This is a genomic window from Ensifer sp. CCNWLY38 (genome assembly GCF_037120565.1).
Taxonomy (GTDB): Bacteria; Pseudomonadota; Alphaproteobacteria; order Rhizobiales; family Rhizobiaceae; genus Ensifer; species Ensifer adhaerens_H.
This window is the reverse complement of record NZ_JBBBBO010000003.1, coordinates 397,610-414,195: the sequence shown is the minus strand read 5'-3', so window position 1 is coordinate 414,195 and position 16,586 is coordinate 397,610. Positions and strand designations below refer to the sequence as shown.

Genomic DNA, 16,586 nt, shown 5'->3' with positions numbered 1-16,586 from the left:
CGGAGGGATGCTTGCCCCCGGATTTCGTCATGCAAGGATTGGCCGGGCGGACTGCCCGCCCGGTCTATGACTCGGTGATGAAATCAGGAGCCTTTACCGCCGCATTTGCCGGTAGCGACGTTGAAGTTGCCGCAGGACATCGGCGCGCGCCAATCGGAGATCAGGTCCTTGGAGTCCGGCAGATAGTCCGACCATTCGTCGCCGACGACGAGGCCGGGCGTTTCCCAGACGGTCTCGAACTGGCCGTCGTCCTGGATCTCGCCGATCAGCACCGGCTTGGTGATGTGGTGGTTCGGCATCATCGTCGAATAGCCGCCCGAGAGGTTCGGCACGGAGACGCCGATCATTGCGTCGAGAACCGCATCCGTGTCGGTCGTCCCTGCCTTTTCGACCGCCTTCAGCCACATGTTGAAGCCGATGTAATGCGCTTCCATCGGGTCGTTCGTCACGCGCTTGTCGTTCTTGGTATAGGCCTTCCAGGTCTTGATGAACTCGGCATTGGTGGGCGTGTCGACCGACTGGAAGTAGTTCCAGGCGGCGAGATGTCCGACGAGCGGGCCGGTATCGAGACCGGCGAGCTCCTCTTCGCCAACCGAGAAGGCGACGACCGGGATATCCTCGGCCTTGACGCCCTGGTTCGCCAGTTCCTTGTAGAAGGGCACGTTGGCGTCGCCGTTGATGGTCGAGACGACGGCGGTCTTCTTGCCGGCCGAACCGAACTTCTTGATGTCGGAAACGATCGTCTGCCAATCGGAGTGACCGAAGGGCGTGTAGTTGATCATGATGTCCTCGGGCTTCACGCCCTTGGAGATCAGATAGGCCTCGAGGATCTTGTTGGTCGTGCGCGGATAGACATAGTCGGTGCCGGCGAGCACCCAGCGCTCGACGCTTTCGTTCGCCATCAGATAATCGACGGCCGGGATCGCCTGCTGGTTCGGCGCGGCACCGGTATAGAAGACGTTGCGCTGGCTTTCCTCGCCCTCGTACTGGACCGGATAGAAGAGGATCGAATTCAGTTCTTCAAACACCGGCAGCACCGACTTGCGCGATACCGAGGTCCAGCAGCCAAAGACCGCCGAAACCTTGTCGACCGAGACCAGCTCGCGCGCCTTTTCGGCAAAGAGCGGCCAGTCGGACGCCGGGTCGACGACGACGGCTTCAAGTTTTTTGCCGAGCAGGCCGCCCTTCTTGTTCTGCTCGTCGATCAGCATCAGCATGGCATCTTTCAGCGTCGTCTCGGAGATCGCCATGGTGCCGGAAAGCGAATGCAGGATGCCGACCTTGATCGTGTCATCGGCGGCGAAGGCGCCGTTGAACGCCGTCGTCGACAGGACGGCAGCCAGGAATGCGCCGGTGACGCTTGCCTTGATATTCATCTGATGGAACCCCTCTCGTTCAAGAGCAACTGGGCTTTCGGTGTTTTTTAGCCGTTGCTTGAGGGGATCATCGGACAGCCACGCTGCACTGCACATACGTCATTCTACGTAGGCGCCGGGGGCAAAGAGGAACGGCCGACGACGAGAATGCCGAAGCTCACGCGCAATTGCGCCGTCCATGCTTGACCTTGCCACCGTTGGAAGCTCTAGAAACGGACACCCTCAACGGCATCGGACCGAGCGACGCGTCACAGAATCGACTGTCAGCAAAGGCTGGCAAACGACGGCAACGGTCGTGCGTGCACGGGGGCAGGATATTTCGAATCTCGGGACCGACAGGCATGACGTCTTCACTGCACCCCCACTGGGACTTCGCCCGCGAAATGCGCTCGATCCTGCTTCGCTTCGTCGCCTTCGCGATCCTGCTTGCCAACCTCCTGCTTGGCGGCAACGAGGGCGCCGAGCACATGCACTGGATCGTCGTCGTCAGCTACCTGGCGATCAGCATCGCCTCCGTGGCGACGGCCCGCCACCTGCACACTCGCTCGTGGCTGAAGACCTTTTTCGTGGTCCTCGACGCCCTGCTGGTCGCGCTGCTGCTCTATGCACACATCCTCGCCGGGCCGGTGACAGAAAGCCACAACCTGACGACCACGAGCCTGGTCGTCGCCTTCATCCTGCTCGTCCATGTCGGTCTGAAGCTCGAACGCCGGCTCGTGCTCATCTTTTCAAGCATCGTGCTCGTCGCCTGGGTGGCGATGCTCGCGACGACCGCTGCGAGGCATCAGACGGCCGGCACCCTTTCCCTGCTCGGATCGTTCTTCAACCAGGATCTCGGCCTGACTGTCAGCTTCGGTTTCACGGCCTTTGCCATCTATCTTCTGGCGCGCGATCACGACCGCACCCGCAAGGAAGCGCTGAAAGCGGATCGACGACGCCAGAACCTCTCCCGGTTTTTCTCGCCGCTGGTGGTCTCGGCGCTGCAGGAAAAAGGCGATGCCCTTGGCCTCGAACGCCGCGACGCTGCGATCATGTTCGTCGACCTGCGCGATTTCACCCTGTTTTCCGAGACAGCCCCTGCTCCTGAACTCGCCTTCGTCCTGGCGGAATATCGTCAGCTCGTCTCCCAGACGATCTTCGAGCATGGCGGCACGGTGGACAAATTCATTGGTGACGGTGTGATGGCCGTCTTCGGCCAGCCGAGGCCCATGGACGACGACGCGCATCGGGCGATGGCCTGCGCGCTTGATCTCGTCGATGCCCTGAACGACTGGAAGAACCACAACGCGCCGCACGGCCATCCCGCCCTTGATGCCGGCATCGGCCTGCACTACGGCAAGGTCGTCGGCGGCGTTCTGGACAGCGGTTGCCACAGCGAATTCACGGTCATCGGCGATGCAGTCAATGTCGCCCAGCGTCTGGAAAGCCTGTCCAAAGCGCTCGACGCGCCACTGGTGGTGTCGGCCGCGCTGATGGCGCGCCTCAGAGGCCCTGTTCCGCCCGCCAACTGGCTGGCGCAGAACGACGTCTCGCTTCCCGGACGCAGGTTGCCCGTCGATATCTGGTATCTGCCCCGCCACGCCGGCGGCATGTCCGCCGCCAGGACGTCCCCTTACGAGAGCGACACCGCGCAAACCGCTCTCCAGAGATCGGCCCTCCAATCAGCCGAGACTGACGCGCACACTGGATAATCGACGCACGAACGGAGACATGCGCCGGTCGCTGCGCCTCACCCGCGGTGCTTGCCCGGATGCCGAGCTCGTCAGTTGCTGCCGAGACGGAGCTTGAAGCGCGTGGTGAAATCGCCACCCCACCACATGGGGAAGTTGGTGCCCCACTTGTTGTTGTGGATGTTGAAGCGGACGCCGGCGGAGTAATCGGGCAGGCCCTTGCAAAACGCCATGAACGGCCATGCCTGCGGTGCGACCAGCGGCGTATCGACGTTTTCGACCAGCAGTTCTGCGCCCTCTTCCGTTCGCCCCCGGGCGGCCGTAACCGCCTGGAGCTGGGCGCCGCCGGCAGGGGCGAATTTGTCGGTCGCGTGCCATAGCCCCATCTTGCGCACGCTCCACTCAGACCGCCCGTCCGGCGTGAACGACAGGAAGCTTGCCTCCGGCATACGGTTGGCATTCTTGCCGTAGAGCGTCAGCCGAATATCGAGGCCGTCCTTCCCGCCGGAGAATTCAATGGCGATTTCAGCCGGTGCGCCGCATTGCTCGACCGCCTCGATCGGCATTGCCGCGACGATCGACGTCGCCGTCGTGCCCCGAAGCCTAGGGGAATAGACCTCGGACCGCGCCTCCGCGACCTTGGCAAGCCCCGGTTTGTCATGGTCGAGTACCGCCCAATCCATCCATTGGGTCAGATAGGTGTCCATGTGGCGACGGACGTCGTCGGTATCATAGCTTTCGTAGCGGTAGGCGATTAGCGAGCCGTTGGCGCCGCGGATCGTCCGGCCGTCTGGCGCTGTCAGTGCGGCGACATCGCCGGTTGCCGGATCAAGCTCGATGATCCATCCGTCGACCTCTAACCGCGTGCCGTCATGGGAGGGTTCAGGACGCGCCGGCACGGCAAGATCGGCAAGCGCCGCTTCAGCCCGCGCGCGATCTTCCCCATCCAGCTCCGCAACGGCCCGGTCGAGATAGGCGCGTTGCTCCGCCCAGGATGCCTCCGTGTAGTGGAAGCGTGGGTCCGTCTTTCGTGCCGCTTCGAAGGCGGGCCGCGCCCAGGCCTTCTCGTCGCGCAGGAAAGATTTGATATCGACGCCGCAGGTATGTTCGGCGACCAGCGTCAGCTTGCGACCGAAGGCCTGCCGGCTCGCCGTCATCCGCTCTTCGGCGAAACGATCATAGAGCCGCTGCAGCGCCAGATAGCGGGCGATCTTTTCCGGATCGGTGCCGCTGCCGTGGATCCAGCTATCGCCAAGTTCCATCTCCACGATCGGGAAGCGCTCGCGCGCCTCCCACATCAGCGCGCCGTAGTCCTCAAGCGTCGCTGCACGCACCGCCGCACCCGGCTCATGTTTCAGGATCTCGCGGTAGGCCTCGGCCGTCTGCGACACGCTCTGCGGGCCGATATTGTCGCTGGTGTGGGCAAAGCTCAGCCCGTCGGAGATCCCCTCCGGGAAATAGGTTTCGCCGTAGGAGCGCTGGTACATGACGATGATTTCCTCGCCGCCAGGCGCCCGCCAGCGGAAAACGTCGGGAATTTCCGGCGGCGGCGAGGCCGAGTTTACGCCGATATGCAGGAAGCGAATGCCGGCTTCAGCCAGCAGCGGCACCATGCCAAGCGTATGGCCCGGCACGTCCGTCATCTTGGCGGCGATCGTCTTCAGGCCGAAGCGGCGGTCGAGTTCCTGCGCATAGGAAAGCCCAGCGCGGAAGAGGTCCGGCGACATCAGCTCCGTATGGGTGGTGAAGGGAAGCGCGTGCCAGCGGATCAGGCCGCGCTCGATTGCCTGCTCCAGGCGCGCGACCTCTTGCTTCGAACGCGAATGAAGGTGGTCCCAGATCAGCCAGGCGCCGGTCGTCCAGATGAACATGGGCTCGTCCGGGTTCTCGTTGTGGAAATGCGCTCCGGTCTCGATCGCCTGCGGGATGAAACGCTCATGATACTGCTTTCGGATCTTCTCGGCGTGATCGGTAAAGCCGATATCCAGATGGGTCTTGAAGACGACGTGGATGCGTTTTTCGGTCATGTTCATTACCTTCAGCCGACGGTGCCCCGCACGATCAGGCGGGTGTTGATTGTCTCGGTAAGCGGTTGAGCATCGGGTGCACGGAGCCGCATGAGGATCAGGCGGACGAGCGCGCGCACGCGCTCTTCGAGGTCGATGCGCACGGTGGTGAGGTTGTAGCTTTTCCAATGCGCCTGCGGGATGTCGTCGAAGCCGACGACCTTGACGTCGTCGGGCACCGAGAGGCCGAGTTCGTGGCGCAGCGCATCGATCGCGCCAAAGGCGCCGACGTCATTGGCCGCAAAGATCGCGTCCGCACCATCGCCGATCCGGAAGAGATCCAGCGTCGCCCGGTAGGCCGTGTCGTAGGTGTAGTCACCCGGAAGCACGATCGGCGCATCCATCCCGCGCTCCGCGAGCGTCTCCTTCAGCGTGCGCTCGCGCTCGGCATTGGCGAGTGACTGCGCCTTGCCGCCGAGGTAGGCGATGCGGCGCGCGCCGTAACCCTGAAGCAATGCAACGGCCTGCTCGATGCCGTTCTTCTGTCGGACGAGCAGCCGATCATAGAGTGTGCCGGACGCGGCTCCCGCGAACTGCTCGACGTCGTCGTAGATGACGTAGATCGGCACGGCGCGATCGAGAAAACCACAGAGCACATCAGGCAGGATGTTCTCGGTAAAGGCGATCACCGAGTCCGGATTGAAGCCGCGCATATAGGTGAGCAGCCGCGGATCCATGCTGAAATCGGCCTTCACCTTGAAGAGCAGCGTGGCGAAGCCTTCTGCCTGAAGCGCGGTCGTCAGCGCGTCGATCTCCTGGCTCTCCCAGGGGCTGCAGACATCCGGCACGATCATGCCGACGAGATGCGAGCGGCCGGTCACCAGAGAACGCGCCGCCATGTCGGGCGTGTAGTTCAGCTCGCGCGCCACCTTGAGAATGCGGTCCCGTTTTTCCGGCTTCAGCGAGGCGTTCGGGTTGAAGGCCCGGGACACCGCGACACGGGAGACATTGGCCTCGCGCGCCACCTGGTCTGCGGTGGCTCGGGCAGCTTTCTTGTCGGCGCGATCGTTCATCTATCCGTCACAAAATGAAAACGTGTTCACTCACAAAAGAGGACAACTCGCCGATTTCGTCAAGTGGAATAGAAATTCTCCCGACAATCGCAGAAAGAGCGCCTGGTCCATGTTGACAAAGATGAAAGCGTGTTCATTCTTGACCATCGTCGGGACGCCGGACCTGGAGGAGGGACGGACTGTCGCAGCCAGACACTTAGGTCCTTGAGAGGATCGACCGGGAGGAGAAAACATGCGTACCAGGTTTCATTCCCTATTGCTCAGCGCAGCTGCGGCCATCGCCTTTGCCGCGCCGGTGAGCGCCACCGAACTCAACATCACCTGCCGCTGCATCATCGGCGGCGTAAACAGCGGCATGGCCGAGTGGATCGAACAGAAGGTCATTCCGGCCTTTACCGAGAAGATGAAGGCCGAAGGCAAGGACGTCACCGTCAAGCTCACCCAGTTCGGCGGCGAGGACGAGCAGCTGACGCAGCAGCTCGCGCTCGATTTCTCCACCGGCGCCGGCCCTGATGTCTCCGGCTTCGACGGCTTCCTGATCCCGAGCTTCGTCCAGGGCAATCTCCTGAAGTCGCTCGAGGAAGTGGCCGGCCCAGACGTTCCGAAATGGGAGGGTTGGCAGCATATCTCCGACGGCACGAAGGCGCTGATGAGCTACCAGGGCAAGCCCTATGGCATCGCGCTCGGCACCGACGCCCGCATGATCTTCGTGCGCAAGGACCTCTTCAAATCGGCCGGCCTCGATGCCGACAGCTGGCAGCCGAAGTCCTGGGATGAGTTGCTCGACGCTGCCCGCAAGATCAAGGCGGCAGCGCCTGAGAGCTTCCCGTTGCAGCTCAACGCCGGCGTCTCCATGGGCGAGGCGACCACGATGCAGGGCTACTGGATGGCGCTGCTCGGCACCGGCGAACAGGTCACCGACGACAGCGGCAAATATATCGTGTCGAGCCAGGGCATCCTCGACACGCTGAAGCTCTACAAGACCATCTATGTCGACGACAAGCTCGGCGACCAGCGCGCGCAGCTGCTTGCCGACGGCCGCAACCGCACCTTCGCCAATTTCCGCGATGGCAAGACTGCGATGCTCGTCGAGGGCGACTGGTTCTATCGCTCGGTCACAGCACCCGGCGCCGAATTCGCCGTCGCCGATCGCGACAACACCATGACCTGGAAGAAGATGCCCGCCGCAGCACCCGGAAAGGGCTTACGCGGCCAGGATTTCGTCACGATGTCCGGCGGCACCGGCTTCGTCATCAATCCGCATACGGACGCGCCTGCCGAATCCTGGGCGCTGCTCTCGTTCATGAACAGCAAGGAGCAGCTCGACGCGTTCCAGGAAATCCAGCCGGCCATCCGTATCCGCGACGACGTGGCGATCCCGAACTCGCCGTTCCTGACGGAAACGGCAACGACATTGCTGCCGATCACCACGGCCCGTCCGAACGACGCCAATTACAACAAGGTCTCGACCGAGATCCAGCGCATGACCGAAAGCGTTGTCTCCGGCGAACTCTCGCCTGAGGATGCGATGGCCCAGTACAAGGCGGCGGTCATCGCCATCGTTGGCGAGGAAAACACCGTCAGCACGCTCTGAAAGCCGAGCGCGGGATGAAGGTGGAAACCGCTCCTTATCCCGCTCCGATCCAGTGACCAGAGTGCCCGGGCGCCCATAAGCGGCCGGGCAACCGATCCGGGAAAAGGGCATGAAGAAATTCTCACTGCTTTCGACGCGCGCCGGCGCACTCTTCCTTGCGCCAGCAACGGCTCTCGTCGGGGTCTTCGTCATCATTCCCTTCTTCTGGGTGATCTTCGTCTCCTTCACCAACCGGACGCTACTCGGGCGAACCGCAGTCGACCCGGATTTCGTCGGCCTGCAGAACTATTTCGCCCTCTTCAATCCCGCGACCTTCTTCACCCGCGGCCAGTTCGGCTTCTCGCTGATCCTGACGATCCAGTTCGTGCTGCTCTCGGCCCTGATCGGCCAGGCGCTTTTGGGCCTGCTGCTCGCCTGGCTCAGCCAGACGGTGACGCCCACACTCAAGTCCTTCCTGCAGACCGCCGTCATTGCCGCCTGGATCCTGCCGGAAGTGGTGATCGGCTTCGCCTGGTTTGCCTTTCTCGACTACGACAACGGCACGCTCAACATGATCCTGCGCGGCCTCGGCCTGCCGCCCGGCGACTGGCTGCTGCAGCAGCCCTTCTGGGTGATCGTATTCTTCAACACCTGGCGGGGTGCCGCCTTCTCTATGATGCTGTTCAACTCGGCCTTCCAGTCGATCCCGCCGAGCTACTTCCAAGCCGCCGACGTCGCCGGCGCCACCTCCTGGCAGAAGCTGCGCGATATCGCGCTGCCGCTGATCCGCGGTCATGTCGTGACGGATCTCATCCTTATCACCATGTGGACCTTCAACGTCTTCACGCCATTCCTGCTCACCCACGGCGGTCCGTCCTACCGCACCGAGATTCTCTCGATCTACACCTACCGCATCGCCTTCAAGGATTTCGAGTTCGGCAAGGGTGCTGCCGTCGGCGTCGTCATCATGCTGATCAACCTGGCATTCGCGCTCGTCTATCTCCGCCTTGCCCACAGGAAGCCGGTGGAGGCGGAATGATGCGCAAAGCTCCCAACATCTTCGTAAGGCGCACGGTCTTCTCCGCTGCCGCCACCTTTCTCGGCACCGTCTTTGCGCTGCCGCTCGTCTGGTTCGTCTTTGCGCCGTTCAATGCGCGCGCCGAACTCGGGCTTGCCATCCCCTCGCCCTTCACATTGTCGAACTTCACCACCGTCTTCCAGAACACCTTCGCGATGCAGGCTTTGCTCAACAGCCTCATCCAGGCAGCGGGCGGCGTTGTGCTGGTCGGTGGGGCGGCAACGCTTGCGGCCTATGCGCTGTCGCGCTCGCCGATCCCGGGCAAGGGCGCCGTCACCTATATCCTGCTGCTCTTCTCGTCAGTGGTTTCAGGCTCGGCGGCGATGGTGCCGATCTTCCTGATCATCTCGGCCGCCGGCCTGATCGACACCCATCTCGCCGTCATCCTCGTCTTTGCCGGCGGCCTGCTGCCGACCGCGATGTTCATCCTCAGGGACTTCATCGACGCCATCCCGCGCTCCTACGAGGAGAGCGCCATGGTCGCCGGCGCCTCACCGCTCCAGGCCTTCTTCGATGTCGCACTGCCGGTCATCCGGCCCGGCATCGTCGTGGTCGTCGTCTGGGCCTTCGTCAACATCTGGGGCAGTTTCCTCATCCCCTTCATCCTGTTGCGCAGCGACAAGCTGATGCCGGCCTCGGTCGCCATCTACTCGTTCTATTCGGAAGCCGGCACGCCGATCGTCACGCTGCTTGCCGCCTATTCGCTGATCTATTCGCTGCCGGTCATCGCCCTCTATCTCTTCGTGAATTGGAAATTCGGTTTCCGGTTCTTCGGTGGCATCAAGTCGTAATCGGAAACCCGCCATGGCCTCTGTCGAATTCCAGAACATCTCCAAGACCTTCGGCGCTTTCGTCGCGGTTCCCGACATCAGTTTCCAGATCGCCGACGGCGAGTTCATCTGCCTGCTCGGCCCCTCCGGCTGCGGCAAGACGACCAGTCTCCGCATGATCGCCGGCCTTGAAACGCCGACCTCCGGCCGGGTGATGATCGGCGGCAGGGACGTCACCTATCTGCATCCGAAGGACCGCGGCATTTCCATGGTCTTTCAGGATTATGCGCTCTATCCGCACATGAACATCGCCGACAACATCGCCTATCCCTTGAAGGTGCGCGGCGAGCAGGAGACCAAGCGCCACGCCCGGGCCAAGGAAGTGGCCGACGTGCTGAAAATCGGCGACCTCCTGAAGCGGCTGCCGAGCCAGATTTCCGGCGGCCAGCAGCAGCGCACGTCGCTGGCGCGCGCGCTGGTCTACCCGAGCGAGGTCTACCTCTTCGACGAGCCGCTTTCGAACCTCGATGCCAAGCTGCGCCTCGAAGCCCGCGGCTTTCTCAACCATCTGCAGCGCGATATGGGCATGACCGCCGTCTACGTCACCCACGACCAGGCGGAAGCCATGGCGCTTGCGACCCGCATCGCCGTGATGGACAAGGGCCGGATCGTGCAATTCGCCCCGCCGATCGAGATCTATCGCCGGCCGGCCACCACCTTCGTCGCCAACTTCGTCGGCAATCCGCCGATGAACCTCGTTGCCGTCGAGGCATCGATCGGTGAAGGCGCGCTGCACCTGCGCGCAGCCGGACTTCAGGTTGCGCCGATCGAACTGACCGACGCCATCGCCAAAGCGGCGAAGGCGGGCAAGATGACGCTCGGGGTGCGCCCCGAACATCTACGCATCGCCGCGGCGGGCGACCAGAATGTGGTTTCCGGCGAGCTCTTCGCCAACGAGAACATGGGGCCGGAAAGCCTCGTCACGCTCGAGCGCGGCGACAATGGCCGCGTCACCGCACGGATCTTTACCGACGATGAGATCAAGGTCGGCACATCCGTGCATCTCGCCTTCGACGCCAGGCACATCACGCTGTTCGACGGCACCGGCGCGCGCATTCCCGCGGCCGACGAGCGCTGAGGCCGCCATGCAAGAATTTTCCGCGAGGATCACCCGCAAGCACCAGGCGGCCGATCCCTATTTCTACGTGCCCTTCGATGTACCCGAGGGCGTGACACGCATTGATGCGACACTCAGCTATCCGAAGTCCGAGCAGTGCATTATCGATCTTGGCGTGCTTGACCCGCGCGCAACCGACTATCCGACCGATCAGGGATTTCGCGGCTGGAGCGGCGGCGCGCGCGACCGCTTCTTCGTCGCCACCGACGACGCCACGCCCGGCTACATCCATGGCGAGATGCCATCGGGCCAATGGAAGGTCATACTTGGCCTCTACAAGATCCCTGAAGACGGCGTCGAAGCGCTGGTGACCGTCGACTATGACAGCGGCCCGCGTGCGATTGCACCGCAGCCAGAGCGACGGTTTCCGGTTCGCAAGGGGGCCGGCTGGTATCGCGGTGACCTGCACTGCCACACATTCCATTCGGATGCGGCCGGCTCTCCCGAACTGTTGCATGCCGCCGCGCGGCACGCGGGCCTCGATTTCCTCGCGGTTGCCGACCACAACACGATCACCCAGCGGCGCTACTTCCATCCACATTCGTCGGCCGATCTCATCTTCGTGCGCGCCATGGAGGTCACCACCGCCGTCGGCCATGCCAATGTCTTCGGCGTCGACGACTGGATCGATTTCCGCATGACGAGACCCGAGCACGCCCACACGCTTGCGCGGCTCGTGCACGAGCGCGGCGGCTTGCTCTCGATCAACCACGACAAGCCGACGATCCCATGGGATTACGACCTGCCGGAGATCGACTGCATGGAAGTCTGGCAATCCCATTGGCTTGCCTGGAACTGGGTGTCGCTGCAGCGCTACCAGCAGCGGCTGGCTTCGGGCCTGAAGATCTCCGCCATCGGCGGCAGCGATTTCCATCAGCCGGCGCGCCTGATGCCGGAGGGGCCGCTGGTGCTCGCCCGCCCGACGACGGTCGTTTTTCTCGGAGAGCTTTCCGAAGAAGCCGTGCTCGGCGCCATGAAGGCCGGCCACGGCTACGTCACCGAAGGCCCGGCGGGGCCGCATCTGGAGCTCACCGCCAACGGCCGGCCCATGGGATCAGGCGTCATCGGCCCCGTGACGGCGGAAGCATTGGCACGCGGAGCCAAGGGCGACAGGCTCGTCTGGCTGGACGCCTCCGGTATCATTGGCGAACAAACCATCGAAACTGACGACTGGACCGGCCGCTATGCCGGCTCGCCCGACCGCTTCCTGCGCACCGAGATTGTCGCCGTCGAGAGCCGGAAGGCAATCGTCGATGCGTTCCGTGACGCGCTTGCGGGCAAGAACCTGCCCTGGGAGCTTTCCGAGGACGATCTCGCAAGCCGGGTCATCCGGCGGGCGATCAGCAATCCGATCTACTGCCGCTCCGCCTGAAGGCTGCGGCGATCAATAACTCCCGACATTTTTCAACGCTCCGGTTTCGGCTACGGCAAGAGTCAAAACCGGATGCCGACATTTCTTTGCTGCACCCGCACATTTTCTCTATTGCAGCAATTTTATGCAGAAAACTTCCGTGCTAAGAAAAGAGGCAGAGACCCCGTTACGGCACGTTAGGACCCCAATGGCCGCACGCCAGCGCATCATTCCCGTCAGGCGTGAATACAATCGTTGGGTCGCCAACCAGACGCTGGAAGACTATGCGCTGCGCTTCACTGCCAAGAGCGCGCGCCGCTTTTCCTCCGAACGCATCTCCCAGACAGCCATCGGCGCGATCTCCTTCCTGGCGCTGGAGGCGATCGGCGGCGCCATCACCATGTCCTACGGCACGACCAACGCGATCGTCGCTATTCTCGTTGCAAGCCTGATGATCCTGACGGTCGGCCTGCCGATCAGCCGCTATGCCATCCGCCATGGCGTCGACATCGATCTTCTGACCCGCGGCGCCAGCTTCGGCTATATCGGCTCGACACTGACCTCGCTGATCTACGCAAGCTTCACCTTCATCCTCTTTGCCATCGAAGCTTCGATCATGTCCGGCGCCCTCGAACTGGCGCTCGGTATTCCCTTGTGGATCGGCTACATCGTCAGCGCCGTCATGGTCATTCCACTCGTCACCCACGGCGTGCGGCTGATCAGCAAGTTCCAGCTTCTGACCCAGCCGTTCTGGATCGTGCTCAACATCCTGCCCTTTGTCTTCATCGCCTTTGCCGACTGGGAAAAGGTTGGCACCTGGCTCGCCTATTCCGGCCTTCATCATGCGTCCGGGCCACCTGGAACGATCGCGCCGTTCGATCTCGTCGAGTTCGGTGCGGCGTCGGCCGTGATCTTCGCGCTGATGGCGCAGATCGGCGAGCAGGTCGACTTCCTGCGCTTCCTGCCGCCCGACGGCCAGCGCAAGCTGCATCACCGCATTGCCGTGTTCCTCGCCGGTTCGGGATGGGTGATCGTCGGCGCGCCGAAACTGCTCGCCGGCTCCTTCCTTGTCGTACTGGCGCTTTCGAGCGGCGTGCCCTCGACCAGGGCCGCTGATCCGGCGCAGATGTACTACACCGCCTTCGGCTACATGATCCCGTCCGAAACGGCAGCGCTGCTGCTGATGGTCGCCTTCGTCGTCGTGTCGCAGCTGAAAATCAACGTCATGAATGCCTATGCCGGATCGCTTGCCTGGTCGAACTTCTTCTCGCGGCTGACGCACAGCCACCCGGGACGGGTCGTCTGGCTGATCTTCAACGTCGCGATCGCGCTACTTCTGATGGAGCTCGGCATCTACCGGCTGCTTGAGGAAACGCTCGGCGTCTTTTCGATCATCGCCATGGCCTGGCTTTGCACGATCTCAGCCGACCTCTTCGTCAACAAGCCGCTCGGTCTGTCGCCGCCCGGTATCGAATTCAAGCGTGCGCATCTTTACGACATCAACCCGGTCGGGCTTGGCGCCATGGCGACCTCGGCGACGGTGGCGCTGACGGCGCATTTCGGCGCCTTCGGCGAGATCGCCGCCTCGCTTGCTCCCTATATCGCGCTTGTCGTCGCCTTCATCGCCTCGCCGCTGATCGCTTGGCTGACGGATGGCAAATTCTACCTCGCCCGCAAGCCGCGCAGGAGCTGGGCCAACCGGACCGAGATCACCTGCTCGATCTGCGAACATCCGTTCGAGCCGGAAGACATGGCCTGGTGCCCGGCCTATGCGGCGCCGATCTGCTCGCTCTGCTGTTCGCTCGACAGCCGCTGCCACGACATGTGCAAGCCGAAGGCGCGTTTCAACGCCCAGGTCGCAACCGTCGCCAACACCCTGCTTCCGCGCGCCATCACGGAAAAGCTGGCGACGCGCCTTGGTCGTTACGCGATCTCGGCGATCCTCTCGATTGCCGGCATAGGCCTGATCCTGGCAATGATCGCGCATCAGACCGCCGGCGCTTCTCCGGAAAGCACCGCGGTGGTCGAGCGCACCGTCGCCATCGTCTTTTTCGTCTTTGCGGTGCTCGCCGGCATCGTCTCCTGGTTCTATGTGCTCGCCCATGACAGCCGCGTGGTCGCTGAGGAAGAATCCTCGCGCCAAAACACCCTGCTGCTCAAGGAAATCGCCGCCCACAAGAAGACCGATGCGGCCCTGCAGCAGGCGAAGGAAACGGCGGAAGCCGCCAACCGCGCCAAGAGCCGCTATGTCGTCGGCCTCAGCCACGAGCTCCGAACGCCGCTCAACGCCGTGCTCGGCTACGCCCAGGTACTGGAGCGCGACGAGACCATTCCGCCGGCGCGCCAGGGCGCGATCAAGGTGATCAAGCGCAGCGCCGACCATCTCTCCGGCCTGATCGACGGGCTGCTGGATATCTCCAAGATCGAGGCCGGCAAGCTGCAGGTCTATTCCAACGAGATCAACATTTTCGATTTCCTCGACCAGATCGTCGAAATGTTCCGGCCGCAGGCGCAGGCGAAAGGCATCGCCTTTGAGCATGAACGCGCCGCCAGTCTGCCGCGTTATGTGAAAACCGACGAGAAGCGCCTGCGCCAGATCCTCGTCAACCTTCTCTCCAACGCGCTGAAATTCACGGAGCGCGGCGGCATCCGCCTGGACGTCGCCTATCGAAGCCAGGTGGCGACCTTCACCGTTATCGATAGCGGCCGTGGCATTGCGGACAAGGACCTGCCGCGCATCTTCGACCCCTTCCAGCGCGGCGAGGCCGAGCATCAAGGCAGCATGCCAGGCCTCGGGCTGGGCCTGACGATCACCCGACTTTTGACGCAGACGCTCGGCGGCGAAATCGCTGTCACGAGCACGCTTGGCAAAGGCACCACCTTCCGCGTCCGGCTGATGCTTTCGGCCGTCGACCGTCCGGCGCTTGCTGCGCCCGTCCGGCGCGTCACTTCCTATCTCGGCTCGCGGCGCACGATCGTCGTCGTCGACGACAATGCCGATCACCGCACGCTGATGCGCGAGATCCTGGCGCCCATGGATTTTACGGTCGTCGCCGTCCCATCCGGGACCGATTGCCTGTCCCTCCTTGCGGACGTCAGCCCTGACCTCTTCCTGATCGACATATCGATGCCGGGCATGAACGGCTGGGAACTCGCCGCCAGGCTGCGTGAAGCAGGAGAAATGGCGCCGGTCATCATGCTGTCGGCCAATATCGGCGACGGCTCGACCACCGGCGCCTTTACCGGCCACAACGACACGCTCGCCAAACCCTTCGTCGTTGGACAACTCGTCGACAAGCTTGCTGTGCATCTCGGCTTGACCTGGATCCACGAAGACGAGGAACAGCCGCCGCATGCCGCGCCAACGGTCCGATCGATGATGCGTCCGGATCTTCAACATGTGCAGGAACTGATCCGCCTCGGCGAGATCGGTTACATCAGGGGCATCGAGGCCAAGTTGACGGAGATCGCGCTCGCGCCCGAACACCAATCCTTTGTCGAGGAGGCTCGTTCCTATGTGCAGGCCTTCGATCTTTCCGGCTACGACGCCTTCCTCAAGAACACCCCCCAAGAAGGAGGCGACGCCCGTGGCTGAGACCTATGACCGCCGCGACATCGTTCTGCTGGTCGACGATTCGCCGGAAGCTCTCGGCTTCCTCACCGAGGCGCTGGAGCGATCGGGCTTTTCCGCGCTGATCGCCACGTCGGGCAATGCAGCGCTTTCGATCGCGGAGCGCATCACCCCCGACGTCATTCTGCTCGACGCTGTCATGCCGGGCATGGACGGCTTCGAGACCTGCCGGCGCCTCAAAGCCAACGCCGCCGTCGGCCAGACGCCGGTGCTGTTCATGACCGGATTGACGGAGACCGAACACGTTGTTCGTGCGCTAGAGGCGGGCGGCGTCGACTATCTGACGAAGCCGATCAATATCGACGAGCTTCGGGCCCGTATTCGCGTCCACCTCTCCAACGCCCGTTCGGCCCAGAGCGCACGCGTCGCGCTCGATGCGGCCGGGCGCCATCTCCTGGCTGTGCGCGCCGATGGCAGCATCTGCTGGTCGACCCCGCAGGCAACCCGCCTCGTCAATGCCGCAACCGGCCGTGACGATGGGTTGAGCACGGTCACGAAACGTATCGCGCGCTGGATGGAAAACCGCAATCGGGGACCGTCCTCTCACGAAGAAAGCTTCACGCTCGATGAGCCAGGCCAATCGGGCCTGCAGATATCCTATCTCGGCGGCATCGGCCCGAACGAATATCTGTTCCGCCTGACGGCCGAGAACCGGCTGACGGACGACGAAATGCTGCGCCAGCACTTCGCGCTGACACAGCGGGAATCCGAGGTGCTGCTCTGGATCGCCAAGGGCAAGGCGAACCGCGACATCGGCGAGATCCTCGGCCTGAGCGCGCGCACAGTAACCAAGCATCTGGAACAGATCTATGTGAAGCTCGGCGTCGAGAACCGGGCATCGGCCGCCGTCAAGGCGACACAGGTTCTGCACGGGATCTGAA

11 protein-coding genes are annotated in these 16,586 nt (G+C 63.0%); 8 read left to right on the top strand and 3 right to left on the bottom strand.

The features are described from left to right. Positions 1-83: 83 nt before the first annotated feature. Positions 84-1,376, bottom strand: coding sequence for an urea ABC transporter substrate-binding protein (urtA, locus tag V7S54_RS08975; protein WP_336408289.1), 1,293 nt, complete (start codon positions 1,374-1,376; stop codon positions 84-86). 341 nt (positions 1,377-1,717) lie between these two features. On the opposite strand from urtA, the gene V7S54_RS08970 reads away from it, so the two are divergent. Next, a complete protein-coding gene (locus V7S54_RS08970) occupies positions 1,718-3,067 on the top strand; it encodes an adenylate/guanylate cyclase domain-containing protein (RefSeq protein WP_336408288.1) in 1,350 nt (449 codons plus the stop codon). A gap of 71 nt (positions 3,068-3,138) precedes the next feature. On the opposite strand, the gene V7S54_RS08965 is transcribed toward V7S54_RS08970, so the two are convergent. Together V7S54_RS08965 and V7S54_RS08960 are read right to left on the bottom strand one after the other, a co-directional pair. Next, positions 3,139-5,073 carry a DUF5054 domain-containing protein gene (locus V7S54_RS08965; RefSeq protein WP_336408287.1) on the bottom strand — a complete coding sequence of 645 codons (1,935 nt, stop codon included), beginning with the start codon at positions 5,071-5,073 and terminating at the stop codon, positions 3,139-3,141. A gap of 11 nt (positions 5,074-5,084) precedes the next feature. After that, positions 5,085-6,125: a LacI family DNA-binding transcriptional regulator gene (locus V7S54_RS08960; protein WP_065373230.1), complete on the bottom strand. Its 1,041-nt coding sequence runs from the start codon at positions 6,123-6,125 to the stop codon at positions 5,085-5,087. 232 nt (positions 6,126-6,357) lie between these two features. Here V7S54_RS08960 and V7S54_RS08955 point away from each other — a divergent pair, with 232 nt between their 5' ends. From V7S54_RS08955 to V7S54_RS08925, 7 genes are all read left to right on the top strand, one after another. After that, positions 6,358-7,719 carry an extracellular solute-binding protein gene (locus V7S54_RS08955; RefSeq protein WP_065373231.1) on the top strand — a complete coding sequence of 454 codons (1,362 nt, stop codon included), beginning with the start codon at positions 6,358-6,360 and terminating at the stop codon, positions 7,717-7,719. A gap of 109 nt (positions 7,720-7,828) precedes the next feature. Continuing rightward, positions 7,829-8,737, top strand: a complete 909-nt coding sequence (locus tag V7S54_RS08950) for a carbohydrate ABC transporter permease (protein WP_065373232.1) — start codon at positions 7,829-7,831, stop codon at positions 8,735-8,737. After that, a complete protein-coding gene (locus V7S54_RS08945; RefSeq protein ID WP_065373233.1) occupies positions 8,737-9,567 on the top strand; it encodes a carbohydrate ABC transporter permease in 831 nt (276 codons plus the stop codon). The genes V7S54_RS08950 and V7S54_RS08945 overlap by 1 nt, the downstream gene beginning before the upstream one ends. Positions 9,568-9,580: 13 nt before the next feature. Then, positions 9,581-10,684 (top strand): ABC transporter ATP-binding protein, encoded by a 1,104-nt coding sequence (locus V7S54_RS08940; RefSeq protein WP_336408286.1) that lies wholly within the window; start codon positions 9,581-9,583, stop codon positions 10,682-10,684. A 7-nt stretch (positions 10,685-10,691) separates the two neighbouring features. Next, positions 10,692-12,095, top strand: a complete 1,404-nt coding sequence (locus V7S54_RS08935; RefSeq protein WP_065373235.1) for a CehA/McbA family metallohydrolase — start codon at positions 10,692-10,694, stop codon at positions 12,093-12,095. A gap of 187 nt (positions 12,096-12,282) precedes the next feature. Continuing rightward, positions 12,283-15,669 carry a hybrid sensor histidine kinase/response regulator gene (locus V7S54_RS08930; RefSeq protein ID WP_336408285.1) on the top strand — a complete coding sequence of 1,129 codons (3,387 nt, stop codon included), beginning with the start codon at positions 12,283-12,285 and terminating at the stop codon, positions 15,667-15,669. After that, on the top strand, positions 15,662-16,585 hold the full coding sequence (locus tag V7S54_RS08925) for a response regulator transcription factor (RefSeq protein WP_065373237.1): 924 nt from the start codon (positions 15,662-15,664) through the stop codon (positions 16,583-16,585). Before V7S54_RS08930 ends, V7S54_RS08925 begins: the two co-directional genes overlap by 8 nt. The last annotated feature ends 1 nt before the right edge of the window (position 16,586 follow it).